25 protein-coding genes and 2 riboswitches are annotated in these 24659 nt (G+C 38.3%); of the genes, 16 read left to right on the top strand and 9 right to left on the bottom strand.

The genetic code is table 11. The features are described 5' to 3' along the window. Positions 1–173: 173 nt before the first annotated feature. Both JOC76_RS02175 and JOC76_RS02180 read left to right on the top strand, forming a co-directional pair. Entirely contained in the window at positions 174–1658 is a 1485-nt protein-coding gene (locus JOC76_RS02175; protein WP_205175757.1) for an aminotransferase-like domain-containing protein, read from the top strand. Between the two features lie 202 nt (positions 1659–1860). Continuing rightward, on the top strand, positions 1861–3045 hold the full coding sequence (locus tag JOC76_RS02180; protein WP_205175758.1) for an aminotransferase class I/II-fold pyridoxal phosphate-dependent enzyme: 1185 nt from the start codon (positions 1861–1863) through the stop codon (positions 3043–3045). A gap of 222 nt (positions 3046–3267) precedes the next feature. Here JOC76_RS02180 and JOC76_RS02185 read toward each other — a convergent pair whose 3' ends face one another. Continuing rightward, complete coding sequence (locus JOC76_RS02185) at positions 3268–3516, bottom strand: hypothetical protein (RefSeq protein ID WP_239557500.1); 249 nt, start codon at positions 3514–3516, stop codon at positions 3268–3270. 622 nt (positions 3517–4138) lie between these two features. On the opposite strand from JOC76_RS02185, the gene JOC76_RS02190 reads away from it, so the two are divergent. The 4 genes from JOC76_RS02190 (at position 4139) to JOC76_RS02205 (ending at position 7967) form a co-directional block, all read left to right on the top strand. Continuing rightward, positions 4139–4312, top strand: coding sequence for a hypothetical protein (locus JOC76_RS02190; RefSeq protein WP_205175759.1), 174 nt, complete (start codon positions 4139–4141; stop codon positions 4310–4312). Between the two features lie 1857 nt (positions 4313–6169). Beyond that, the gene (locus tag JOC76_RS02195; RefSeq protein WP_307784677.1) at positions 6170–6742 is read left to right on the top strand and encodes a class I SAM-dependent methyltransferase; all 573 of its coding nucleotides are present in this window, start codon (positions 6170–6172) and stop codon (positions 6740–6742) included. A gap of 47 nt (positions 6743–6789) precedes the next feature. Next, positions 6790–7674, top strand: coding sequence for an NAD(P)-dependent oxidoreductase (locus JOC76_RS02200; RefSeq protein WP_205175761.1), 885 nt, complete (start codon positions 6790–6792; stop codon positions 7672–7674). 65 nt (positions 7675–7739) lie between these two features. Beyond that, the gene (locus tag JOC76_RS02205; protein WP_205175762.1) at positions 7740–7967 is read left to right on the top strand and encodes a hypothetical protein; all 228 of its coding nucleotides are present in this window, start codon (positions 7740–7742) and stop codon (positions 7965–7967) included. A 50-nt stretch (positions 7968–8017) separates the two neighbouring features. On the opposite strand, the gene JOC76_RS02210 is transcribed toward JOC76_RS02205, so the two are convergent. Beyond that, the gene (locus JOC76_RS02210) at positions 8018–8692 is read right to left on the bottom strand and encodes a YoaK family protein (protein WP_239557501.1); all 675 of its coding nucleotides are present in this window, start codon (positions 8690–8692) and stop codon (positions 8018–8020) included. A gap of 213 nt (positions 8693–8905) precedes the next feature. Between JOC76_RS02210 and JOC76_RS02215 the strand changes: the two genes are divergently transcribed. After that, positions 8906–9088: a DUF2187 family protein gene (locus tag JOC76_RS02215; RefSeq protein ID WP_205175764.1), complete on the top strand. Its 183-nt coding sequence runs from the start codon at positions 8906–8908 to the stop codon at positions 9086–9088. A 250-nt stretch (positions 9089–9338) separates the two neighbouring features. Further along, positions 9339–9869 carry a hypothetical protein gene (locus JOC76_RS02220; protein ID WP_205175766.1) on the top strand — a complete coding sequence of 177 codons (531 nt, stop codon included), beginning with the start codon at positions 9339–9341 and terminating at the stop codon, positions 9867–9869. Positions 9870–9928: 59 nt separating this feature from the next. Here the strand turns inward: JOC76_RS02220 and JOC76_RS02225 are convergent, their stop codons facing one another. Beyond that, on the bottom strand, positions 9929–10630 hold the full coding sequence (locus JOC76_RS02225) for a YjjG family noncanonical pyrimidine nucleotidase (protein WP_205175768.1): 702 nt from the start codon (positions 10628–10630) through the stop codon (positions 9929–9931). A 341-nt stretch (positions 10631–10971) separates the two neighbouring features. Between JOC76_RS02225 and JOC76_RS02230 the strand changes: the two genes are divergently transcribed. Both JOC76_RS02230 and JOC76_RS02235 read left to right on the top strand, forming a co-directional pair. Continuing rightward, complete coding sequence (locus tag JOC76_RS02230) at positions 10972–11853, top strand: mechanosensitive ion channel family protein (protein WP_205175769.1); 882 nt, start codon at positions 10972–10974, stop codon at positions 11851–11853. 251 nt (positions 11854–12104) lie between these two features. Next, positions 12105–12350 carry a hypothetical protein gene (locus JOC76_RS02235; protein WP_239557502.1) on the top strand — a complete coding sequence of 82 codons (246 nt, stop codon included), beginning with the start codon at positions 12105–12107 and terminating at the stop codon, positions 12348–12350. 50 nt (positions 12351–12400) lie between these two features. On the opposite strand, the gene JOC76_RS02240 is transcribed toward JOC76_RS02235, so the two are convergent. Beyond that, positions 12401–12685: a hypothetical protein gene (locus tag JOC76_RS02240; RefSeq protein ID WP_205175770.1), complete on the bottom strand. Its 285-nt coding sequence runs from the start codon at positions 12683–12685 to the stop codon at positions 12401–12403. Positions 12686–12835: 150 nt separating this feature from the next. Here JOC76_RS02240 and JOC76_RS02245 point away from each other — a divergent pair, with 150 nt between their 5' ends. Continuing rightward, positions 12836–13885 carry an LLM class flavin-dependent oxidoreductase gene (locus tag JOC76_RS02245; protein ID WP_205175771.1) on the top strand — a complete coding sequence of 350 codons (1050 nt, stop codon included), beginning with the start codon at positions 12836–12838 and terminating at the stop codon, positions 13883–13885. 85 nt (positions 13886–13970) lie between these two features. Here JOC76_RS02245 and JOC76_RS02250 read toward each other — a convergent pair whose 3' ends face one another. Beyond that, on the bottom strand, positions 13971–14750 hold the full coding sequence (locus JOC76_RS02250) for a Cof-type HAD-IIB family hydrolase (RefSeq protein ID WP_205175772.1): 780 nt from the start codon (positions 14748–14750) through the stop codon (positions 13971–13973). 189 nt (positions 14751–14939) lie between these two features. After that, positions 14940–15275: a hypothetical protein gene (locus JOC76_RS02255; RefSeq protein ID WP_205175773.1), complete on the bottom strand. Its 336-nt coding sequence runs from the start codon at positions 15273–15275 to the stop codon at positions 14940–14942. Positions 15276–15504: 229 nt separating this feature from the next. On the opposite strand from JOC76_RS02255, the gene JOC76_RS02260 reads away from it, so the two are divergent. Next, positions 15505–16944, top strand: a complete 1440-nt coding sequence (locus JOC76_RS02260; RefSeq protein WP_205175774.1) for an MDR family MFS transporter — start codon at positions 15505–15507, stop codon at positions 16942–16944. Between the two features lie 106 nt (positions 16945–17050). On the opposite strand, the gene JOC76_RS02265 is transcribed toward JOC76_RS02260, so the two are convergent. Next, positions 17051–18118, bottom strand: a complete 1068-nt coding sequence (locus JOC76_RS02265; protein WP_205175775.1) for a sulfite oxidase — start codon at positions 18116–18118, stop codon at positions 17051–17053. Positions 18119–18270: 152 nt separating this feature from the next. After that, positions 18271–18483 (bottom strand): hypothetical protein, encoded by a 213-nt coding sequence (locus JOC76_RS02270; RefSeq protein WP_205175777.1) that lies wholly within the window; start codon positions 18481–18483, stop codon positions 18271–18273. 307 nt (positions 18484–18790) lie between these two features. Here JOC76_RS02270 and JOC76_RS02275 point away from each other — a divergent pair, with 307 nt between their 5' ends. The 3 genes from JOC76_RS02275 to JOC76_RS02285 are packed head-to-tail and all read left to right on the top strand — an operon-like array spanning position 18791 to position 20979. After that, on the top strand, positions 18791–19096 hold the full coding sequence (locus tag JOC76_RS02275; RefSeq protein ID WP_205175778.1) for a BC1872 family protein: 306 nt from the start codon (positions 18791–18793) through the stop codon (positions 19094–19096). A 23-nt stretch (positions 19097–19119) separates the two neighbouring features. Then, a complete protein-coding gene (locus tag JOC76_RS02280) occupies positions 19120–19851 on the top strand; it encodes a gamma-glutamyl-gamma-aminobutyrate hydrolase family protein (RefSeq protein ID WP_205175779.1) in 732 nt (243 codons plus the stop codon). Between the two features lie 12 nt (positions 19852–19863). After that, positions 19864–20979 carry a cysteine desulfurase family protein gene (locus tag JOC76_RS02285; protein WP_205175780.1) on the top strand — a complete coding sequence of 372 codons (1116 nt, stop codon included), beginning with the start codon at positions 19864–19866 and terminating at the stop codon, positions 20977–20979. A gap of 40 nt (positions 20980–21019) precedes the next feature. On the opposite strand, the gene JOC76_RS02290 is transcribed toward JOC76_RS02285, so the two are convergent. Further along, a complete protein-coding gene (locus JOC76_RS02290) occupies positions 21020–21238 on the bottom strand; it encodes a hypothetical protein (protein WP_205175781.1) in 219 nt (72 codons plus the stop codon). A 184-nt stretch (positions 21239–21422) separates the two neighbouring features. Then, a riboswitch (cobalamin riboswitch) is annotated at positions 21423–21610 on the top strand. A gap of 151 nt (positions 21611–21761) precedes the next feature. Between JOC76_RS02290 and metE the strand changes: the two genes are divergently transcribed. Beyond that, complete coding sequence (gene metE / locus JOC76_RS02295) at positions 21762–24041, top strand: 5-methyltetrahydropteroyltriglutamate--homocysteine S-methyltransferase (protein ID WP_205175782.1); 2280 nt, start codon at positions 21762–21764, stop codon at positions 24039–24041. 313 nt (positions 24042–24354) lie between these two features. Continuing rightward, a riboswitch (cobalamin riboswitch) is annotated at positions 24355–24531 on the top strand. The last annotated feature ends 128 nt before the right edge of the window (positions 24532–24659 follow it).

A 24659-nucleotide genomic window follows, 5' to 3' on the forward strand; every position in this document is an offset into this window, starting at 1 on the left:
TAGTTCTGTTCTTCCTTAGGGCCTTATATAAATTTTACTTAATTAGAATTGGGTTTAATCTAGATAGCTTATGAAGCGAAGGAAGAAGGAACCACCGAAGGATGAAAAATCCAGTGCGGTGGTTCTTTTTTTCTCTCGTCTCCTATGCCATATTAAGATGGGGGCGATGAAAGATGTTCCAGGATTTCAAGATTGTCGGTGACCGTCCGGTCGCGATACAAGTGAAAGAATATGTCAAACGGTTAATGTTAAAAGGGTTGTTTCAGGCGGATCAGAAGCTACCCTCCACACGAGAAATGAGCGGTCTGCTAAAGGTGAGCCGCAATACAGTCATTGCAGCCTATGAAGGCCTGGAGGATGACGGATTTACGTATGCAATTCCTGGCAAAGGCAGCTATGTGGCAGCTATGGTGGGCCATTTGGCTACAGATAACGGAGGAGCTGACGGCTCCGCCGTCTGGCAGATCGACTGGAAGGCAAGAATGAACGAGTATGCTCTATCAGCTGTAGAGATGGATATGATGAAGAAGGGTATTCGCGCCAAAAAAGGAACCATCTCGTTCACAAGCATCGCTCCGGATGAGCAGCTGTTTGATCTAGGGGACGTAAAGAGAGCCTTTATGGATCGGATGGCAATCGAAGGGCAGGTTCTGCTTAACTACGGCTATGCCAAGGGCTACAAGCCGCTGATTGAATACCTGATGCGTTATATGGAGAATAAGGGCGTCGATATAAGCGGCAAGGATATGCTGATTACAAGCGGGTTTACAGAAGGATTTGACATTGTGTTGTCGGCACTGCGCCCTTCTTCGCACCACAGAGCGGCTATTTGTGAAAATCCGACTCATCATACAGCGATCAATAATTTGAAGCTGCAAGGATTTGAGATTACCGGCATTCCGATGGAGCGTGACGGTATTGATGTGGAACAGCTTGAGGCGGTATTGCAGAAGCAGACAAACAGCTTCGATCTGGCCTATTTGACTCCTTCATATCACAATCCTACAGGCATCGTAATGTCGCCAGCAAAGCGCAGCGCCGTTATGAAATTAATGACGCGCTATCAGATTCCGGTGATCGAGGATGGATTTAATGAGGAGTTGCGCTACTCGGGAGCGCACGTTGCGCCATTAATAGCGACAACAGGGAAAGGGAACGGAGTAATCTATATCGGCAGCTTCTCCAAAGTACTGTTCCCTGGCTTGCGAGTGGGGTGGGTGTTTGGAGACCGAGCGTTGATTGATAATCTGGAAAGCATTAAGCGTGCACGCACCATTCATACATCCACAATCGATCAGTCAATATTATTTCAATATTTGCTCAATGGCAATTTCGATAAATATGTAAAAAAAGCACGGTTGGAATATAAGCGCAAATATGAGTTGACGAAGGCATGCTGTGAAGCACATCTCCCTGAGGCGCAACTGTCTGGCGATGGGGGCCTGCATTTGTTCCTTACCTTCCCGTCAGGCGTTAATACACGCCAGCTGCTAGAAGCTTGCACAGAACGGGGTGTTATTTTTACACCGGGAGATAAGTTTTTTATTCATGAAGGCGAAGGGACGAATACATTGCGGCTTGGTTTTTCACGAGTAACGGATGAAAATATCGTGCGGGGTATTCAGATAATCGGCAAACAGGCCCGTAGCTTTCTTTAGGTATAACGATTAAAAAAGAACTATAGAGAAGGAATTGTTCTGGAGAAGCGTCAGCGTTCTCCTTTACCCTTAGGCAACAGCCATCGGAAAATAACGGCGGTCGGAAGCTCCAATTGTGATCGAGCAAAGGGTGCTGGAGTACTGGGCATTCCATATACAGTTGTGGTGTTCTGACGGAAACAGAAATGGGGGATGATGTAATATGTTTAGTGAAGAGGATACAGGGAGTTTTTTATCCTCGCGTGTACGGGATATTCGTCCATCGGGAATTCGCGCTTATTTTGATTTGAATGTAGCAGGAGGAGATACAATCGCCCTTGGAGTCGGAGAGCCAGATTTTGTTACACCGGAAAGGGTACGTGAAGCTTGCATTCAGGCATTGCGTGAAGGGCAGACGAAGTATACCTCAAATGCCGGCTTGAAGGAGCTGCGGGAGGAGCTTTCGGCTTATTTTGCAAGCAGCTTTGCGCTTCCCTACGACCCTGAGCAGGAAATCATAGTGACGGTAGGGAGCAGTGAAGCCGTCGACCTAGCGCTGCGGGCAGTGATCAATCCTGGTGATGAGGTGCTGATTCCGGCTCCAAGCTATATTGCCTATGAACCGATTACTCATCTGCATGGCGGAAAAATCGTGGAGGTGGTGACTACGGTGGAGGAGCAGTTCAAGCTGACCCCGCAAGCGCTGCAAGCTTCGATTACGCCTCATTCAAAGGCTCTGATGATTAATTATCCGTGTAATCCAACCGGAACAGTTATGACGGAGCAAGATTGGCTACCGATTTTAGAGCTCATTATCAAACATAATTTGGTTGTCATTTCGGATGAAGTTTATGCCGAGCTAACTTATGGGAGAAAGCATGTAAGTATCGCTTCCTTGCCAGGAATGAAGGAGCGTACGATTGTCATCGGCGGCTTTTCCAAAGCGTTCGCAATGACAGGCTGGCGGGTAGGCTATACTTGCGGCCCGCGCGAGTTGATAGCCGGCATGCTGAAGATCCACCAGTACACGGCCATGTGCGCGCCTACCATTGCTCAAATCGCCGCTCTCGAATCTTTGCGTCATGGCTTGGCTGCCAAGGATGAGATGATGGCGAGCTACAATGAACGCCGCAAGCTGTTTGTAGCCGGCATGAATGCAATTGGTCTGGCCTGTCACGAGCCTGAGGGGGCTTTCTATGCCTTCCCTTCAATTGCTTCTTCTGGCATGTCATCTGAGCAATTTGCTCTTCGGCTGCTGGAGGAAGCGAAGGTGGCGGTCGTTCCGGGACATGTATTCGGATCAGGCGGAGAGGGCTTTATTCGCTGCTCATATGCAACCTCGCTCGTCGATTTGGAGAAGGTGCTGGAGCGGATGGGAAGGTTTATGCAAGTGATGCAGTCGGTTTGAAGAAACAATCACCATTCACTGAAATTGACTTTACCGAAATTGATTACAGCATAAGATGGACTGTTGCAGCAGTCCATTTTCTTGGTTATTACTCAGTTAGATGACAGGAGTTGAACACGGATGGAGAAAACTGGTGTTATTATCTTTTGTGCCTTATGTAAATTCTACTCAACTGTACTTTGGTTGAATTAATTGAAATGAAAACCTATGTACAATTTATACTTAAATAAATTCTCGATTGCCGAAACACAATCTATTTATTTTACGAATAGTTGAAGTGACTTCCTTCTGACTAAAACCGGGAACATCCACAATATCCTTTAAAAGAAAACGAATAATGTCATAATGCGTTTCGCAGGGGATATGGGTGATCAATTTATAATTCTCTTCTTCACGATATCTTCGAATTTCAATATATAGTCCTTTACCGCGAAACCCTCTTTCATCGGCTACATGAGGATTTCGTCCCATCTTTTTTGATTACAAGAATGTTCATTTCATTTGATATCAGCTGGTATTGTTGACCTCTCATAATAAAATAAGAGCCCAAGGTTTTAAAGGTTTTCGGCTCGTTTGGTACGGCAGCCTGCCGTAAATGGAACAGGAACCTACGGAATGTAGGCGATAGACGAACAGTCCGTGTTTATCGGACCATTTAATGCCGAGGCGACACGTACAGAATGTTGGAATGGATGCTTTTCCCCTTTCTTACATTCTGTTGCTGCCAACCAAAGCCATTTTTAAAATTTCCAATCAGGGCTTTTTATAGTTATTTCTAAAGAAAAAAACTAGCATTTGACTAGCTGCAGAACGCCGATAAACTCGATTTTTCCGAATTTCTCGACAGGCTGAAACGCTCACTATGAGCGGTTTAATTTATATGGTCTCAGAAAAGTTACACAAGTTAAACACTACCTTAACAATTCATTCATACTTTGTTCATTACTTTTGGCTAAGATATTCAATACTCCCGTTTCGGGATTATCCGGCTTAGCCGGGTATTGAGCTGTACATAAGGGCAATGAATATGTCCATTTGTTTACAGTTGTTAGCCAATGGGAAAGATAATAATGTGAACTTGGAGGAATGAAGAATGAATGTGCCATTAACATCAAAGGAAGTCATTACTCAGATCCAGAATTTACAGCAAGAAGGTCAATCTCTAAAGAAAAAAGAGGTAAAACAACTTTATCCTGATTTAATGAGGAGTGCTTTGTATTACTATCCAAGTTGGCAACAGGCCGTAGAAGTAAGTCAAACAGGCTGAAATTAAAACATTAAAGAACATCATCTCTTATAACAGACAAGCCATCCCATGTGGATGGTTTTGTTTTGTGTTTTTTAACAGCTTATAAAAGATGCAGTTCCTTTTATTAGGAATTGAGAAGCCCCCTATTGCCCAAAAGTAAAAAGTGCAGCCACTCACCCCAACAGCCCGTTTTTTTTTAATGTTAGCAATTTTAATAAGAGAAAGTTTCACCCACCACTTAACATCTTAAGGCTGCCGCTGTTGATCCACTTCCAGCAAAAAAGTCTAAAATTATTAAATCATCTCCTGGCACCATTGATAATAAAAACGAAATTAATAAAGCCGATTTCCAAGTTTCAGAAAAGTGCACGTAGCAGTTTGTTGTAAAGCTTGAAGAATTACAAAGAGTAATGACGCGTTTATGACGGAATCTTTACTTAAGTTGTTATGAAAGGGGGAGATAAGAGGAATTTTCTTTTGTATAGAAAACATAGAAAATCGAAAATTCTATCTCAAGAATTAAGATGTCTACTAAAAAATAAATGAAGTTCAAAATTTCTTTGTAATGACATCAAATTGGTCTAATTACCAGACTACAATGGATAAAAGATGTATTTCTGCTTAATTCCAAGGTATAAATATTATCCATTTTGAAAGGAAGTGTTCAACTTTAATAAGTTATTTTAATCCTATCAAATTAAAAAGGTTACATTAAAGAATCGATTTTTCAAGTCTCCTATGTGTATGCATTTCTCTGTAAATAAAGATGAAATTATTAAATATGAAAGATCATAGGGGCCATTTCCAATAATAAGTATAATGTAGGTGTCGTATAAACCTTTTGGCGGAGAGTCTAAAAAATAGGTAGGAAACCCATATTCGTCAGAACGATGTTCTGCAGCTTGAAGTTAATATAGACAAAGATAGGCGGTTGAGCGAGCAAAAGTGTATTTAAAAGGGTTCTTCCAATTAAAAAATGTTAGATAGAAACTGGTAAAAAGGCAATAATCTTTTTGATTTAATTACACTTGTTTTCAAAGTAACAAAACTGGTAGTAGATCGAATCAACTATTAAAATAAAAGAGTTAAATCTAGCATCGTATTTTTTTTGAAATTATTGTTAATTATCCGGTCAGCTAAAATAAACTCAAAAAAACATTTATCAAATTACTAAATAAAATATATTGCTTATCAGAAAATTTGATTTTATTATTAAAACAATATGTGACAACTACTTTATTCTCGTAACTTCGTAATTTAATATCTTTTACATCTTAACAAAAAACAATCTTAACGGTTACTTTATATGATTCTATTATTTTTTTGTCAAATCCATCAGTCAAATCGTTGGGATGAATCCTAAAATATCTCCCAACCTGTTTTACTGATAAGTAAGCTGACTATGAGGGCGTTTTAAGGGATTCAGGCAAGCCGAACTGATTACCAATAATACTAATCAATGTACCTACGCTGACCCATGCGTCTGATATATTATTCTTTGCTGCGGACCTGCACAAAAAGATGAAACAGTCACGAAAGAAGTACAGACTCCTTAAGTTACTTTTTCAACTATAAGGAGTGGAAAACGTTGATTCCATAAAATATTTTGAAGTATTCACCAATTGACGAAAAACACCGCCTAGGGATGCTTATTACAAGCCATGGAACTTTCTAGCACCACCAAAGGACTGGGAGCAGCAGGATTCCATTAGTGGGACTACTGCTTTTATTTTTTATTTAGATGAAAATAACGAAAAACTAATTCATAGCCTTCTTCTTTTCCTTTATCAATAATAATGTTACTTTAAATTAATAAAACTATTTATGGGGATGAAAAGTTTGGGTAGGTTGTTTCCTAAAGGGTATGATTACTTTATGAAGCCTTTAGAAAAAAAGAGGTTTAAAAAGATACGTATAGAACTTCTATCAAAGGCTAAAGGTTATGTATTAGAGGTTGGTTCTGGTACGGGTATAAATTTTAATTTATATAATTCGGTTGAAAAGGTAGTTGCCATCGAACCAAGTTCATACATGATCGAAAGAGCTCAACAGAGGTTGAAAAAGTCCACAATAGAAATTGAAATGATACAAGCAAGTGCTGAGAAACTGCCTTTTGCAGACAATACTTTTGATACAGTTGTAGCAACTCTAGTACTTTGCACGATACCAAATCCTCAACAAGCTTTAAATGAGATGGTCCGTGTTTGTAAGCCAGATGGAAAAATCCTATTTTTTGAACATGTAAAAATGGATAACCAATTTCTTTCCGCACTACAAGAATGGTTAACACCTGCGTGGAAAAAAATTTGTGACGGTTGTTGCTTGAACAGAGATACTCTTTCTTTAATAAAGAATTACCCACTTAAAATAAATGAATTAAATGATTATTATAAAGGGTTATTTATAGCGGTAGAGACAATTAAACCTAGTACTTATCTAAATTCTTAGCTGATTAGGACGTTTAGCGGACTAAAGACGGAGGAGGAAATAATTTTATGAATGAAGTCGGTTTTATCGGTCTTGGAAATATGGGTCAGCCCATGGTGAAGAATTTACTAAAAGCAGGCTTGAAAGTGAAAGTATACAACCGAACAGCAATTAAAGCAGCAGAAGTCGTTTCAGCAGGTGCTGAATTGGTGGAACGCCCTTGTGATGTTGTGACCACTGATGGTATTGTCATTACAATGGTATCCAATGATCAAGCACTAGAGGATCTTGTATATGGCCCCGACGGACTTGGTGCTAAATTAGGGGAAAATGGCATTCACTTATCCATGAGTACAGTGGCACCTGAAACTTCAAGGAAATTAGCACAGTTTCATTCAGAGAAGGGTAGTTTTTACATTGCCTCACCCGTTTTTGGTCGCCCTGAGGCTGCAGCAGCTCAAAAATTATGGATCATATCATCCGGAAACAGTCAGGCAAAGGAAAAAGTTAAATCCATACAGGAGGCTATGGGTCAGCGTATTTTTGATCTAGGAGAAGAACCTGGAAATGCCAATGTTGTCAAATTAGGCGGTAATTTTATGATTATGGCAGCGATGGAGGCCATGGCTGAAGCTTTTAATTTGGCTGAAAAGAATGGAATCGATCGTGAAGCTGTTGCTGAAGTATATTCAACCACTTTATTTAATTGCACCGTATATAATGGCTATGGTTCAATGATTGCTAAGAAAAAGTTTGAGCCAGCTGGGTTTCAGTTAGAGTTAGGACTGAAGGACTGCAATCTTGTTCTTGATGAAGCGAATAGCACTAATACGCCTATGCCACTTGCCAATTTAGTACATAATCGCCTGCTGGCATCTGTGGCAAAAGGCCGAGCAAAACAAGATTGGGCTGCATTGACAAAACTAGCTAATGAAGAAGCAGGGCTGGAATAACCTTTAGTATAAAACGGTTATTAATGTTAACGCTATAGTGTAGCCGAAAAAAAGGAGACATTAACGTGAAACCTTATGAAATCACTAATATGATTATTGATGATGATTTTGCTGTCGAGGAATATGTAACCACAGAGTTTATCCATCAAAATCTTAACTATAGCATTACGTTTAAAAAAGCTGATTTAGAAATCATCAATTGTTGGGTATTTAAGGATGGGACATCCTTGCCGGCAAATGTATCAGATGAAATAATTGAATCCATTCGTGAAGATGTAAAAAAGAAAATTTAATTCATATGGGGCGTGGTTTCATTCTCAAGGTGAAACCACGCTTTTGTATCTTAAGATCTCTTAAGCAATGTTTTCGGGTTGGAATTTAAGACAAGCATTGCACATATTTGAATACCCGAAGCAAGCCAAATGGCTTTTGCCCCCCATTGTAAAGTGGAAAGTGTACCAAATAAAGCGCCAAGCAAAAAAGAGATGATAATAAGTGAAAAATCAATAAATTGTATTAACCCTTTTCGGTCACGTAACACTAATGCAGTATAGGCCGCTTGAGCCGCCGTACGTAAATTACCCGTTACCATTGCCGAATTGTATGGCCATTTCACTAGGGTACGAAACGAAGAAATTTGAACAGATGCAACAAATGCTATCGTTATCGTCACAATCGTATTTGGTACCTGAGGAGGCCATGTTCCGACAATAACCAATACAATGCTCTCTAACAAAAGGACAGTGCGTGCAGGGTATGGAAAAGTCCTTGTAATATGCGGGTGCTTTAATCCTTCTGCTACAGCTACCCCTAAAACAAAAGCCAATATAGGGGGAATATGTTGTAAACCTTGTTCCCATTGGCCATGCGCCACTTCCACTCCTAACAGAACAAGATTGCCTGTTTGAGATGTGGCAAATACCCCATCACGGCTCACGTAAGTATAAGCATCTAAAAATCCACCAACTAAAGCTAGTAAAATCCCAAGACTCACAGATTCTGCTGTAATTTTTGGCATGAAAGATCTGCTTTTATCAATATACCTACGAAAATTGGGTATTTTTAAAAACATATTTCAAAGATCCTTGGTTTTTTCATATGCTTTCTCCAGAGTTAAAGTTCTTATTTTTTCCTCTTATTTTTAGTTAAGATTTATAAATTTATGTGGGGTAGTACCATAAATCGAATGATAACAAGTTGTTTTGGCAAAGATAAGAGAGAGGTGAAAAAAATGGCAACTGCTAAAATCGGTGATATGATTACATTTAAGCGTGATGGAAAAAATTACGAAGGGACCGTTTCTGGAGTGAGGGAAAATTCGGTTATCGTCCAATACGGGTATTCGAAAGAGAAAGATGAGCCATTGACAACAATTGTTAATCATAAGAATTACAAAGTCCAAAAGTCATCATAGTCATAAAAGGATAGGAGTAATTTTTTGAAACGCAGTGTGAAATAATCATACACTGCTTTTTTTTTAGGAGAAACCAATAATTTATTTGCATAGCTTTTCGCTTTTTTGAACAAGAAGAGAAAATATAGTTTACATAATAAAATTATTTTATTTAATTAAAAGTTTTCATTTTTTCAATGATAATTTACTTGCTAAAAAACAGTGACACCTCCATTTTAAGAAACATAGGATAGAAGTGGAGGTGTCAAGAATGAAGAAATGGTTAAAAGCTGTCATTTTGACATACCTTTCCCTTTTATTTTTTGGCAGCTTTATTGCAGTAGGCATGTTGGGGACCGGTGCACTAGAAAAATCCCTGCCATTTATTTCTGATATTAAGATCTTTTTGTATTATTTTTTTGCTGGAGCCATTGGTGGATCCCTTAGACATCTTTATATGTTTTGTACACACTATATGGAAGATGAATTACAAGATTATCGAAAATGGATCATGTATATTTTTTATCCTATATTTGCAACCGGCACAGCAGTAGTAGCTGTCACGATTATCCAAAGTGGAATATTACTAATTCAATTTACGGATTATCAAGATACTCCTTATGCACCGATCAGTATAGCTTTTTTTGTCGGATTTGGATTTAATCGCTTTGTCAAAAAGCTTAATACTGTTTCAAAAGATATATTTAAGACCAATCCAAAAAAAATAGATACATCAGATGAAACAGAAGATATTTCAGATAAGGAAATGGATAACCAAAACAATCCTACAAACAATGGTTGATGATAAATAAAGAACCGTCATGTAATAGAACACATGACGGTTTTTGATTTGAGTTTTTATCAGGCTTTGGGAGTTAACATTAATATTGGGTACAGCTCATTCAGAGACCGAATTTCATAAGTAGGCATAATACTTGTATTGTTAGGTTTAGCATTAGGGTTATACCAACAGGTATCAATGCCGGCAAGTTGACCGCCTTTAATATCAGAACTTATGGAGTCCCCAATAATTAAAGCTTGTTTTGGAGAGAAATTGGGAATACGCGCAAAGACATGATCAAAAAATTCCGTCATTGGTTTTTGAAAACCTGTATCCTCTGATACAAAAATTTCTTTAAAAAGTGGATGGAGACCAGAATCCCTTAAGCGTCTGTCCTGTGTTTTGGAGACTCCATTTGTCACAATGTATAAATCAAAATTAGTCCGTAATCCCGAGATCAATTCAAGCGCACCACTAATTAATTGATGTCCTTCTTCTAAATAGCCCCGATAGTTTTTTTCTAATAAAACACCATCTACGATTTTCCCGTATTCCTTAAATAAAAGGGAAAAACGGGTATTTACTACTTCATCCCGACCGATCTTCCCTTCTTCAAATGATTTCCATAGCCCTTGATTTATTTTTCTATAGTTCGCTTCAATTTGCGTTGTGAGAAAGAAATTTTGGCTCTCAAATAATCGCTCTAAGGCTAATGCTTCAGCAGCAGCAAAATCTAATAACGTATCATCAACATCGAATAATAACGTTTGATATTTTTTCAAAATAATTTCCCCTTTGTTTCAGTAAAGCATCTTCAATATTATTTTAACGCAGAAAAGCGCTAAGTGCCATTCATAAGACTGGTAGACCCCTAGCGCTGGGAAAATAAATTTATTTTTTTAAAACAGGGTGCCTAATGATAAGAGTGGTCGCTCTGAAATCTAGTCAACGGCTTTATATCTATTTCTATGAATTGAGTCGCGGGAATAGTATTACAGGGGATAACAATTAAATTACATAAGAGAGTTTTTAAGAGGAATGGGTAATAAAGAATATTGAAAAATAATTCTGGAAAATATCGGTCATGCTAATAAGTGATTCCATTTATTAAGGAAGTGAATTAATGGATCTTCTAACTTACACGGAACACTTTTTACAATATATAAAGGAATATTTAATCTTAAGAGTCATTTTTTTGATTATCATTCTAATGGTTCTTTCTTTTGTGATTAATCGAAGTATTGACTGGTTTTTTCGTAAATCTCATTTATTGGAGGATGAAGTCGAGCAAACCATTCAAGGGGTTATTCGATCTGGGTTAAAATACACATCTGTGACAATTGTGATTATTTATCTAATCGGGCAATTTATGAATCTTAAAGGCTTGCTAGCAGGTGCTGGAATTATTGGTGTAATTGTCGGTCTTGCTGCACAAGAAGTATTAAAGGATATATTACTGGGGCTTGTTCGGTTGTCAGATCGAGAGTTTCGTGTTGGGAATTATATTACATTTAATGGGAATAACTCAGGGACAATCGAGGAAATTGGCATACGTTTCATGCAAGTCCGTGAATGGTCTGGTAAACTTTTGACCATTCCACACGGAGAAGTAAGAACGATTCAAAATTTTAATAAAGGGAAAATGCGTGTCATTGAAAGAATGACGGTAAGCTATCAGGAGGATCCAGAAAAAATGAAGCAGTTGATGGAACAAGTCTGCAAGATTTGTAATGAAAAATATTTTCAATGCCTTTTGAAACTGGACGATGGCAGACCTGAACAGGAATTTCAGTTTATTGGGATAACAGATTTAAATCCTAATATTAAATATGTCGGATATGAACTCTGTTTAGTAGGGCTTGTTTGGCCGGATGATTATTTTGAAGTATCAAGGAAGGTTCGGTTTGAATTATTAAAAATATTCCATGAAAATCAGATTCATATGCCAGGAATGGTTTTATATAACGAGCAAATGTTAAATCAGAATATTCCTGACAGGGTGTGAAAGTATCTTACAAATCTTGGAGCTTATCGTATAAGGTAAGAAATATTATCAATACTATAACAGATAAATATAGCAGAAAAGGGGCTTCAACCATGAAAAAACAATGACTTGCTTGTCTCTTTGTTATTCCACTTGCTTTTTCAACTACATATTCTTAGTAGAGGCAGAAGGAAGACCGGTACCCTAGCGAGTCTGTATTAATCAATCTGTTATAGCATTAAAATATCCGATGCAAAAGCTTTGGATTGAACATGCTTGGTGGACAAGAAGCTATATTCGTCAGCAGTTTAGCAGGACTTAAGGATCAAAATGATGTACTAAAAAGGCTATTAGAAAATCAAGTAGATCTCGGAAATATTATTAAGGTGGAGGATCGCTTAAAAGGGGATTGGACTGCTGACATTAAAACAGCGGATACAAATGAGACGCATCTCATCCACATGGGTGATTTTTTAACAAATGGAATTGTTAAGCAGTTTCCTAATAAATTCAAGTAATAAACAGAAAGGGAATCCATCGTTTCTAGATAGATTTCCTTTCTTTTTTATTACTTATTACTTCTTTTATTCCGGTAAGCAATAATGTTTGTTTTCAAGGAGGCATAGGTGCCAATTGCTGCATATCCATAAAACCAGCCCATAAATATACCGGAAATGAGGCTGTGTTTATGGCTAATGAAAATCGATATTCCTAAACCAAACATTATGGCAATGGTTGATACAAACCATTTCGGGATTTTAAAAAAAACCTTTATGAATTGTGTTAACACCATAATAATTGGAATAGCAAAGACAGTATCCCAAAAGTTCATCTGAATCGTTGGAAAATCCAAATAATAAACACACCTTTTTTCTATATTATGTGTAAACCTCGCTAAATTTATTTTTCTGAGTGCTAGGATAAGATATAGAATTGAGAAACTATGATAGAATGGGTGTGTCTCTATTAGGTATATATACATAGTGAAATAGGAGGAATAGGCTTGGAAATAGGAATTAGTACATTTGTTGAGACGACTCCGGATGTTCAATCTGGAGAAGTGATTAGTCATGCCGAACGGCTGCGTGAAGTAGTCGAAGAAATTATTCTCGCTGATGAGGTAGGGTTGGATGTATTTGGAGTTGGGGAGCATCATCGTAAAGACTATGCAGCATCTTCTCCAGCACTTGTCCTTGCGGCAGCAGCGCCGCAGACCAAAAGGATCAGGCTGACAAGTGCAGTGACTGTCCTTTCCTCAGACGACCCTGTCAGAGTATTTGAAGACTTTGCCACACTTGATGGTCTTTCAAATGGGAGAGCTGAAATCATGGTGGGGCGTGGATCTTTTATAGAATCGTTCCCATTATTTGGATATAATTTACAAGACTATGATGAACTATTCGAGGAAAAACTGGACCTTTTACTGAAATTAAGAGAGTCTGAAAAAGTGACCTGGAGCGGAAAACATCGTCCAGCAATCCATAATTTAGGTGTTTACCCGCGACCAGTTCAGAATCCATTGCCGGTGTGGATTGGAAGTGGAGGAACGCCTGATTCTATTATTCGTGCAGGGTTGTTAGGATTACCGATTGTTCTTGCCATTATTGGCGGCCGCCCGGTGCAGTTTGCCCCGCTTGTGAATCTGTATAAGAGAGCTGCAGAACAAGCTGGTCATGATCCTTCTAAATTGACAGTAGCATCGCATTCTCATGGTTTTATTGCTGAGGATACTGAGAAAGCGGCAGATAAATTTTTCCCTTCTACCCAGCAAGCGATGAATGTGTTAGGACGTGAACGAGGCTGGGGTTATTATGATCGGTCAAGCTTTGATGCGGCAAGGAGCTTTGAAGGGGCACTTTATGTAGGGGATCCTGAAACAGTTGCACAAAAAATCATTCATCTACGCAAAAACGTAGGTGTGACAAGGTTCATGCTGCATGTACCAGTTGGAAGCATGCCGCATGCTGATGTCATAAGGGCAATTGAATTGTTGGGCAAAGAAGTCGCACCTAGGGTTCGTGAAGAAGTTTCAAAATGGGAAGCAGAGCAATAATAGTGGCTAAGGATTCAAAATTTTTTATAAAAAAAAGCTTGTAGAGAAGGAGGGCTCTTTCTACAAGCTTTTTTTAACTACAGCATTAAATTAAACCAAGCTGCTTCAACCCATAGACAACCCCATCTTCTTCGGCAGAAAGTGTTACCATATTGGCTGCCTGTTTTAATTCATCGGATGCTGCCCCCATTGCAACTCCCATTCCTACCAATGAAAGCATTTCAATATCATTCAAGCCATCTCCGAAGGCAACAGCTTCATCAGGAGCAATTCCTAACCTCTCTAATAATTTTGTTATTCCAACAGCCTTATTGGATTTTGTTAAGTTTACATCGCAGGTTTTTGCGCCTGAACTCCATCTTCGAAAATCCAACTCAGGTATCTTTGACTTATAATGGATCTCCTCTTCTAAATTGCAATGCAGGAACAACTGATAAATATCTTGTTCCATCCAATACCGAGGCTGCGCCAGTTCAGGCTTCCAAGGGTCATGACTATAGGCTTCTACTACAAAGGGATGACTCAAGTCGGTTGCTTTAAAGCTAGTACCGCTTAGAAAAGTGAGAGGATGCTGATAATCACCTGATAACTGATGTATCGTTTTTAAAATACTTTTATCAATGGCATTTTGGTAAATTTCTTTACCTTCATGATAAACATATGAACCATTAAAGAAGATCATGGAGTCTACTCCTGTTTCTTCAATAACAGTCGTTGAAAAATATGGAGCTCTTCCCGTAGCAATTACTACTTCAAGATTTTTATCTTTTAACATTTGTATCGCATTTTTTGTGGCATGGCTGACGGTTTTTCCATGTGGTACGATTGTTCCATCTATATCTAGTATGACAACCTTATAATTCATCCAATACACACTCCTATGTTGCTGTTCTTTAATAGATGTATATCACAGTATATCATGCCTTTTTATCAACTAATAAATGCTTTATATCTAAAGTGTAAACAAATTATATGGTAAGAAAATAAAACCTATGACTAAAAAGATCTTAAAATAAAAAAAGGCTGATAGAATATCTATCAACCTTTTGCAAAACTATAAAAACATCGTTCCCGAAACCATAAAGCTAAACAGTGACCCGAGGATTAGTCCTGTAGAGGCGAATATCATAAGGATTAATCCATGACTTTTACTTCGATCATGGAACGTAAAGAAGCCCATCAAGAAGGCAGCGGCTCCAAACAAAATAGGAATAAACACTAGGGAAATCATAAAGAAGAGCCAGCCTAAGATTGGAAAGATAATACCTTGTTTTTTGTTTACATCATGTTTTTCATGATGATGTAACGTTAATTTCCCACAATTTTGACAAACATTTGTGTTAACTGCGTCAAAAGTTCCACCTTCTGACATAAAATCAACTCCATTCATAAGTTTTCCGTTGCATTGAAAAATGGGATGTTTTCTTGAAGTAATGGGGAGGGAATATACAGATGATTAATTATTCTAAATATATTGAATATTTAAGATTTTTGCAAGTAATCTGTACTTTATTAGAAAATTTTTTTGTAACATATTGTGCCAAAACATTAGAACTCATATCTCTTTTCTGATAATCTTGATAAGTATGACTTTATTAAGTAGGGGTGGGGATAGATAGATGTCAAAATCAATTGAAAAACAGTCTACGATTGTAGGGCTTTTGCTTGCTGGAACATTTATTGCCATTTTAAATCAAACATTGATGATTACAGCTATTCCTCCTGTTATGGGAGAAATGAATGTTACCGCCAATAGTGCGCAATGGCTGACAACAGTTTTTATGTTAGTGAACGGAATAATGGTTCCGATTAGTGCTTTTTTATTACAACGATTTACCACTAGGCAGCTTTTTATCACGGCCATGAGTATTTTTACCGTAGGGACACTTATTGGGGGAATGGCTCCAAACTTTGAAGTTCTTTTATTGGCAAGGGTTATTCAATCAACAGGCGCTGGGATTATGCTTCCCCTTATGCAAACTGTCTTTTTAATGATTTTTCCTGTCCATAAACGCGGGGCTGCAATGGGGTTAGTAGGTCTCGTTATTTCCTTCGCACCAGCAATTGGTCCTGCTTTATCAGGTTGGGTAACGTCACATTTTTCATGGAGGGTATTATTTTTTATTATCTTGCCAATTGCGATCATCGATATTTTTGTGGCCTTTTTTGCTTTAAAAAATGTTACCGAAATATCTAAACCAAAAGTGGATGTGCTGTCGGTTATTTTATCTTCGATTGGTTTTGGTGGACTCCTATATGGATTTACAAGTGCAGGAAACTATGGATGGACATATACGGTTACGCTTCTTACGCTTGGATTAGGCATTGTAGCCTTGATTTTGTTTATTTTGAGGCAATTACGGATGGAAGTCCCAATGCTTGAATTTGGCGTGTTTAAGTTTTCCATTTTTCCATTTGCCATTGTGATTGGAATGATAAGCTTTATGGGGTTAATTGGGGCCGAAACGATTATTCCATTATTTATGCAGAATATGCGAGGATTTTCAGCCTTTGAAGCAGGTCTCGCACTGTTACCTGGTGCATTAATTAGTGGATTGATGGCTCCCATTATAGGTAGAGTGTTTGATAAAATTGGGGCAAGATGGTTAGTAATGATTGGTTTAACAATCGTTTCAGCTTCTTCGTTTGCCTACACGAATTTAGGACCTGGGACAACGATGACTTATATTACTGTCTTATATGGTATCCGAATGTTTGGTCTTTCCATGGTAATGATGCCTGTAGCAACTGCTGCTTTGAACCAATTGCCAAAGCATCTCATTCCTCATGGGGCGGCAATGGATAATACGATGAAAATGATTGCTGCATCCGTTGGTACGGCTATACTAGTTACGGTTATGACCACAACAGCTGAATCAGCAAAGAATAATCCAGATATAAGTTATCCGGATATGTATGGGGCTAATATGGCTTTTATGGTGGTATCAGTTTTGTCTCTAATTGGTTTAATCCTTTCCTTCTTTATCAAAAATGAACGGCAAAATGAAGATGAAATCGGGAATCGCCAAAGAAAAATTAAAGTAAAAATGCAGGAGTAGTTCTAAGTGTCAGGTACATAACCTGGCATTTTATTTTTAACCTAATTATTAAATCAAGGCAGAGAATTTCTCTGCCTAATTAAGACATTTAGAATTAGTACGTTTTTTATTCTACCTTAACCTGTATCCTGTCAATGGCATTGTAACCATAACCCTTTCTGTTCCAAAATGGTTCTGCAGGTTGAACTCTTCCTTCCGAATCGGTTGCTCTAACTTTAATGGTGTATTCCCCTTTTTTAAAGGCCTGCCATTGATAACTCCAACGTACCCATGAATATTTTTCAAATGTAGAAGTTAGTTGACAGGGATCCCAGGTTTGACCACTATCTAAACTAATTTCTACTTTTGTTATCGTCCCTTTTCCAGTCCATGCAATTCCTTTAATTTGATACATACCAGTATCCAATAATTGCCTGTTTAATGGATATTGGATGGTAGAATTAACATGGATCGTAGTGACAGGATACTTTCCGTTGTCATTTTCTTTATTCGGGTAGTAGACGTAGTCAACGGCTTGAAAAGGTCCTTTAAATTCCGTGTCAATCACGGTCATTTTTTTTAGCCACTTTACAGACGCCATAGCATACCATCCTGGTACAATTAATCGGAAGGGAAATCCATGCTTGAAGGGAATGGGTTGATTGTTGTATTCATAAGCAATAATGGTATCTGGTTCTAGTGCTTTTTCAATGGGTATACTTCTTGAATAATTTACGATCTGATTGGAACCTGGTCTTTCTCCATAATCATATCCTTCAAAAACAATTTCCTTTGCAGTGTCAAGCAACCCCGTGTATTGCAATAAGGTCCTTAAAGAAACACCTTTCCAAATTCCTTGACTTATTGCCCCTTTTTCCCATTGTTCACCAAATACTCTAGGTCTAAAAAACTCGCGCTTATCTCCAGAACATTCTAAAACCGCTTTGATCGTTTTAGATGGTAATGAGTATATCTCTTGTAAAGAAAATGTTTTTGGGGTATGGACCATTCCATTAACTGGGAGGAAATAAAAGGATGAGGTAAAGTGAGGATAAGTAAAATGATTCCTTCTGTAAAATAACTTCTCTTCCACCCTATCACCATTTATAAAATGTATAGGTGCTTCCTGATTTTCAGGTATTAAAGTCCTAGTAATTAGATTGGGTTTTACTTCCGGCTGCTGGGAATGATTCAAAAAAATGACCTCCTACATACTATATTCTTCGTTATTTAATGCATATGTAGATGGTTGATACTTATTCAAAATAAGCGAAATGGTATTTGTAGATAACTAAAAAAATGCACCCAGGTATTGGTGCATTTTTGCTATTGAGATCATGAAAGAACTCAATATAAATTTTTTGAATTCGTAATTAATTTCATGCCAAAGGTTAAAATCTCGTAACTGTTTTTAAGGATAAACCCATAATTTTTATTATGGTTAATTACAATATCTCCATCAAGATGATTGATTACCAATGGGTCGATAAGAATGGTAATCACATCAATTTTAAAAACTTCTTCATTTTCTACTTGCTCAACCTGAGCAAGTTCATACATAAATGTTGCCCCTCATCCAGTCGTTCGAATCTGGTTCAATCTAACAAGTGGTGCATCACCAAGCAAGGTTTTCAGCTCCTGAATGGCGTCTTTTGTTATGGTAACCTTCATTACTTTCACCTCAATAATCATTTTTCCCTATCCTTAAGGGTTTGAATCCTAAAAAAAAGAATTGTAAATACAAGTATAGTCTATTGTGACGATTTTGTGAAAATCTTTGAATTTGAGAAAGCGAGTGGCATTTTGATAGGACCGCCTCTTGCGAAAATGGTAAAATATAAATCGTAAAACAAAGGAGCCAAAGGTTATGACTAAAATTGAAATTATTGCACGAAGAATACTAGAATGGAAGTTAAATAGATGGGACCGATGGTATGATTTTAAAAACGATAGGTTCATTCTCGTCTCGGATTTTCAACCAGATGAAAATCTTGATCATGCTATGCTAATTGTTGAAAGATTAAAAGGGTTAGGGTTTACCTACAAAACGAATGGCACATCCGAAGCTAGTTTTGATGATATTTGTGAAACGGGTGAAACCCTAGCACAAGCGATTACGAATGCCGCCTATTCCATTGCAGATAATAGCTCAATTGATGAGGGCTGGTTATAAGAAAGAAGGGGGGAGAATCTTTAGTGAAAAAACCTATTATTGGTATTACAGGCGCCTATGTTAACCATAATTACTATATGGAAGGTGTCTATATACACCATGATTACCATAAAGCTGTTGCGGCAAATGGAGGAATCCCAATTATTCTACCTTATCTTAATGCTGAAATGGCACTAGAGACGCTTCCTTTATGTGATGGAATTATCTTGAGTGGTGGGGAAGACGTTGACCCGCTTTTTTTTGGACAGGACCCACATCCCAAATTAGGACCAACCATACCCGAGCGGGACAAGGCTGAGATAGCGATTGTTAAATATGCGCTCAAAAACGATATTCCACTGCTCGCCATTTGCAGAGGGTTACAAATTTTGAATGTGGCTTTGGGCGGAACCTTAATACAGGATATCCCTAGCCAAGTAAGTGAGCCGATTCAACATACGCAAATCGTAGAGAGAAGTCGTGATACTCATTGGGTAAACATCCAGAAAGATAGTAAATTATATACATTAATGGGTTCTGATTTAGTGAGAGTTAATAGTCTTCATCATCAGTCTATAAATAGGACAGCCAGTGATTTACGAGTAGTAGCCCAATCCTCTGATGGAATTATTGAAGCGGTTGAATATGTTCACCCTACTACTTTTACTTTAGGAGTTCAGTGGCACCCTGAATCCATGGCAAGTACAAACCATCTAATGAATAATATATTCGCAGAATTTATTAAAAGCAGCACGAAAGTTTCAGTAATAAGGTAAGGAGGATAATGCTTGGAAAAAATTTATCTGGATTATAATGCGAGCACACCTTTGGCTCCTGAAGTAGTAGATGCGATGCAGCCGCTTCTAACTGATTTTTATGGGAATCCCTCTGCCTTACATTGGGCGGGGGAACCGGTAAAAGATTTGTTACATAATGCAAGAGAACAGGTGGCCAGTTTAATTGGAAGCTCATCAAGAGAAATTATTTTTACTAGTGGCGGCAGTGAAGCGAATAACATGGCGTTGAAAGGTTATTATTTTAAAAATCGCTATAAAGGTAACCATATTATCACCACAAAAATTGAACATCCAGCCATTTTGAATCCTTGTAAGTTCCTCGAACAAATTGGTGCTAAGGTGACATACCTTGGTGTTGACCAATACGGAAGAGTTCTTCCTGAAGAAATCGAAAAGGCGATTACAAAGGAAACCATCCTGATTTCGATTATGCATAGCAATAATGAAACAGGGACTATACAGCCAATCAAAGAAATTGGCGAAATAGCTGAAAAACATGGAATTACATTCCATACGGATGCCTCACAATCGGCAGGGAAAGTTGCAATAAATGTGAATGAACTAAAGGTAGACCTGCTAACGATTGCCGGACATAAATTGTATGCACCAAAAGGGATTGGAGCACTATTTATTAGAGAGGGAATGGAACTTGAACCACTTATTCACGGAGCTGGACATGAGTTCGGTCTTCGTGCTGGCACCGAAAATACCTTATTGGCAGTAGGATTAGGACAGGCCTGTTTACTTGCTAAGGAGCAGGAAGGAAAACCTTATTTGAAGGATTTAACCAACTATTTTTGGAGTCAATTAAAGGAAGTATTTGGTGAACAAGTTGTATTGAATGGGCATCCTGAACAGCGGTTACCGAATACCTTGAATGTAAGTTTCGTAAGAAGAATTGGTCAAGATTTACTGTCAGCAATCCCTCATCTAGCTGCCTCTACAGGGTCTGCATGCCATGCAGGCAGCATTGAATTATCGCCGGTGTTAAGAGAGATGGATGTCCCGGAAGAAGTTGGAATGGGGGCGATTCGTTTTAGTTTAGGAAGGTACACGACAAAAGACGAAATCGATCAGGTTGTACTCGAGTTTGAAAAAATAATATAGCAATTAAGGACTAACAAACATCAGTTAGTCCTTCTTACTATTAATATTCTTGATCAGAAACCATCGATTCTATATATTCATGAAGTTTGTCTTCTTCGTAATCATTGAGTTCTCTCATCGGAATAACCGTGAGCTTAGTAGGATCATTCCCGCGAACCTCTGCGACTAAAACCTCATCAAGATACACATTAAAAGCAGGTTCATTTTCATGTGAACTTTTGATTGATTTTTTATGAAAATTTGGTTTATTCTCTTCCATAATTGTCCCTCCAAGATAATTAATTTCTACTTTTTACTATTTCCAAAAATTGAAGAAACCATTAATTTTTGTCTAAATCATAATCATAAAAATGGACGAAAATTGTAGTTTTATCCATTTTTATTTTGACAGCCCTTGGTTTACATGCTAATATGGCTATTAAATTCTAAATGTTTGTAAAAATTACATATGAAATGCATCAGGTGTTGTGTAATATACACAACTTAAAAGGGAAGACCGGTGAAATTCCGGAGCGGTCCCGCCACTGTAATGGTGAGCGACTTATCATGTAACCACTGTTTCAAATGAAATGGGAAGGGATAAGGAGCGATGAACCTAAGCCAGGAGACCTGCCTGTTGTATGCGCTTGTACTCTACGGGTGTATAGAGGGGAGTGAGGAATGCGTGTTGAGAAAACCAGAATATCTCAACTCTAGTTAGATGCGTAGAATCTCTCTTTTCAATTAGAAAAGGGAGATTTTTTTGTTGGGATCAAAATAAATTAAAGGGGCTGTTTTAGAAGATGCTAAGTTCAAATTTAGGTTATCCAAGAATTGGTGAAAAACGTGAGTGGAAAAAAGTACTTGAGAAGTTTTGGGCAGGTAAACTAGAAAAAGAGGACTTTTTAAAACAAATGGAGCAAATCCGGCTGCAGCATTTGCAAAAGCACAATGATGCAGGAATAGACCTAATTCCCGTCGGCGACTTTAGCCAATATGACCATGTCCTTGATACCGCTGTAATGTTCGGGCTTGTACCAAAAAGATTTGACTACAAGGGTGGAAAAGTATCACTAGAAACATACTTTGAAATTGCACGAGGTACAAAGAATGCCGTTGCAGCAGAAATGACAAAATGGTTTAACACCAACTATCACTATATCGTTCCTGAATTGGGTGAAACACTTCCGACTCTTGTTGAAAATCGCCCGCTTCAGTTTTATAGGGAAGCAAAACAAAAGCTTGGGATTGAAGGAAAACCAGTTATACTAGGTCCCGTAACATTTGTTAAATTATCAAAAGGTTATCATAATGCTAATAGTGTCATTCGACAATTCGTTCCGCTATATGCTCAAATGCTAAGTGAACTCCAGGAAGAGGGTGTCAAATGGGTACAAATCGATGAACCCATTTTAGCAACTTCGTTATCCAAAGAAGAGCTTGGTCTATTTGCCGATGTGTACCAGCGATTGCATGAGGCGGCACCTAAAGTAAATATTTTATTACAAACCTATTTTGATAGCTTGGATGATTACGAGCAGATTGTTTCGCTGCCTGTTCAAGGTATCGGATTGGATTTTGTCCATGATCGCGGCGAGAATCTTGTTTCTTTGAAAAAGTTTGGGTTCCCAAAAGATAAGGTGCTTGCAGCTGGGGTTCTTGATGGACGAAACATCTGGCGTGCCAATCTTGATGAAAAGTTATCATTACTTACTGATATTTCGGAGATCGTTTCCAGGGACCGCCTGATTGTCCAGCCATCATCCAGCTTATTACATGTTCCTGTTACAGTAAAAAATGAAGATGCACTAGAAGATGTTCTAAAAAATGCTCTGGCCTTTGCGGATGAAAAATTACATGAAGTGGTTGTGTTAACGCAAGGTCTTCGTCAAGGTAAGGAGTTTATTCAGGAAGAAGTGGATGCTAGTAGAATTGTGATTCAATTATTGAATGAGTCAACCTTCCGAAACAATCAACAAGTGCAAAAGGACATTCAAAACTTAGCTTCGGTAAGGGCTGAACGTGAGGTCCCATTTCATATTCGACAAGCACTACAAGAAACAGCTTTCCAATTACCTCTTTTACCTACAACAACGATTGGGAGTTTCCCACAAACAATTGAGGTGCGAAAGCAGCGTCAGTTATGGCGAAAAGGTGAGTTATCTGATGCGGAATATGAGGATTATATCAATGCAGAAATAAAAAAATGGATCGACATTCAAGAAGAGCTTGGTCTGGATGTCTTTGTTCACGGTGAGTTTGAGCGGACGGATATGGTGGAATATTTTGGTGAAAAATTAGCTGGATTCCAATTTACAAAATACGGCTGGGTTCAATCCTATGGTTCTCGTTGTGTGAAGCCTCCATTAATTTATGGAGATGTTTCCTTTCAGGACCAAATGACGGTCAAGGAAACAATCTTTGCACAATCGCTTACGACGAAACCTGTAAAAGGAATGTTAACGGGGCCAATTACGATTCTTAACTGGTCTTTTGTCCGAGATGATATTCCACGCGATGTAGTCGCAAATCAAATTGCCCTTGCCCTTCGAAAAGAAGTTGAATTGCTAGAGGAAAATGGAATCGGCATGATTCAAGTCGATGAACCAGCTCTCCGTGAAGGCTTGCCATTAAAACGTGAAAACTGGGATCACTATTTGAACGCAGCAGTTTATGCCTTCAAACTAGCAACTACATCTGTAAGAAATGAGACGCAAATTCATACGCATATGTGTTATGCCAATTTTGAAGATATTATTGATGCAATTCATGCTCTCGATGCGGATGTTATTTCGATTGAAACATCTAGAAGTCATGGTGAATTACTTTCAGCGTTTGAAGAGAATACTTATGATAAAGGAATTGGTCTTGGAGTTTATGATATTCATAGTCCACGAGTTCCCTCGTTAGAAGAGCTGACGAAAAATGTAGAGCGTGCGCTACAAGTCCTTGATCCAAAGCTATTCTGGATTAATCCTGACTGCGGCTTGAAAACCCGTGGTTTGGAGGAAACCGTAGCAGCACTAGAGGTAATGGTCGAGGCTGCAAAGCAGGAAAGAGAAAAACTAGTTGTTAAAAAATAGGCTTTGTTAAAGGATATTGTTGTTTTTTTGTACCCTGTTGATTGGAGCGGAAGGCGCTCGACTCCTCGAAAATGCTATCGCATTTTCTTTGTGCGTGGGCAGGATTCGAGGATGAATTTCAATGTCCTGCGGGAGTACGGGGCCGAGGAGGCTCCCCGGCACGCCCGCGGGTTTGCTGAGTGCCTGGAGCGGAAATCAACAGTCAAATTTAACGAGCCAAAAAATAAAATACTTGTCAAAGCAGATTTAGTATACTATATTAGTTGATATACAATATTTAGTGTTATATTTTATTTAACAACACTAAATATAGATAATAACCAATAAAAATGGTGTCTGAAGAGACTTAATAGGGAATCTGGTGAGAACCCGGAACTGTACCCGCAACTGTAAATGCTGACGAAAAAATGGACCCACTGTCTTAGGATGGGAAGGGATTTGAGTAGGATGAAGCATAAGTCAGGAGACCTGCCATTTTTAAAACGTGTTATCTTCTTCGGGAGGTGGGAAGATAGAACGAGGGGTATTCTGACTAATACAGTGATGCTGCTGTTTTACTAGATAAATCCACGTTTTATTAAACCCATCTATGATTAGGTGGGTTTTTTGCTGTATAAA

Source organism: Neobacillus cucumis (assembly GCF_016908975.1).
In the GTDB taxonomy this organism is placed as follows: Bacteria; Bacillota; Bacilli; order Bacillales; family Cytobacillaceae; genus Neobacillus; species Neobacillus cucumis.

Excerpts from the sequence above, each read along its gene's own strand:
- JOC76_RS02195 (WP_307784677.1), top strand. The coding sequence starts at position 6,170 with ATGAAGCCTTTAGAAAAAAAGAGGTTTAAAAAGATACGTATAGAACTT.
- JOC76_RS02230 (WP_205175769.1), top strand. The coding sequence starts at position 10,972 with ATGGATCTTCTAACTTACACGGAACACTTTTTACAATATATAAAGGAA.
- JOC76_RS02190 (WP_205175759.1), top strand. The coding sequence starts at position 4,139 with ATGAATGTGCCATTAACATCAAAGGAAGTCATTACTCAGATCCAGAAT.
- metE (WP_205175782.1), top strand. The coding sequence starts at position 21,762 with ATGCTAAGTTCAAATTTAGGTTATCCAAGAATTGGTGAAAAACGTGAG.
- JOC76_RS02200 (WP_205175761.1), top strand. The coding sequence starts at position 6,790 with ATGAATGAAGTCGGTTTTATCGGTCTTGGAAATATGGGTCAGCCCATG.
- JOC76_RS02185 (WP_239557500.1), bottom strand. The coding sequence starts at position 3,516 with ATGGGACGAAATCCTCATGTAGCCGATGAAAGAGGGTTTCGCGGTAAA.
- JOC76_RS02180 (WP_205175758.1), top strand. The coding sequence starts at position 1,861 with ATGTTTAGTGAAGAGGATACAGGGAGTTTTTTATCCTCGCGTGTACGG.
- JOC76_RS02250 (WP_205175772.1), bottom strand. The coding sequence starts at position 14,750 with ATGAATTATAAGGTTGTCATACTAGATATAGATGGAACAATCGTACCA.
- JOC76_RS02215 (WP_205175764.1), top strand. The coding sequence starts at position 8,906 with ATGGCAACTGCTAAAATCGGTGATATGATTACATTTAAGCGTGATGGA.
- JOC76_RS02275 (WP_205175778.1), top strand. The coding sequence starts at position 18,791 with ATGACTAAAATTGAAATTATTGCACGAAGAATACTAGAATGGAAGTTA.
- JOC76_RS02290 (WP_205175781.1), bottom strand. The coding sequence starts at position 21,238 with ATGGAAGAGAATAAACCAAATTTTCATAAAAAATCAATCAAAAGTTCA.
- JOC76_RS02235 (WP_239557502.1), top strand. The coding sequence starts at position 12,105 with ATGCTTGGTGGACAAGAAGCTATATTCGTCAGCAGTTTAGCAGGACTT.
- JOC76_RS02210 (WP_239557501.1), bottom strand. The coding sequence starts at position 8,692 with ATGCCAAAAATTACAGCAGAATCTGTGAGTCTTGGGATTTTACTAGCT.
- JOC76_RS02270 (WP_205175777.1), bottom strand. The coding sequence starts at position 18,483 with ATGTATGAACTTGCTCAGGTTGAGCAAGTAGAAAATGAAGAAGTTTTT.
- JOC76_RS02175 (WP_205175757.1), top strand. The coding sequence starts at position 174 with ATGTTCCAGGATTTCAAGATTGTCGGTGACCGTCCGGTCGCGATACAA.
- JOC76_RS02220 (WP_205175766.1), top strand. The coding sequence starts at position 9,339 with ATGAAGAAATGGTTAAAAGCTGTCATTTTGACATACCTTTCCCTTTTA.
- JOC76_RS02255 (WP_205175773.1), bottom strand. The coding sequence starts at position 15,275 with ATGAATGGAGTTGATTTTATGTCAGAAGGTGGAACTTTTGACGCAGTT.
- JOC76_RS02260 (WP_205175774.1), top strand. The coding sequence starts at position 15,505 with ATGTCAAAATCAATTGAAAAACAGTCTACGATTGTAGGGCTTTTGCTT.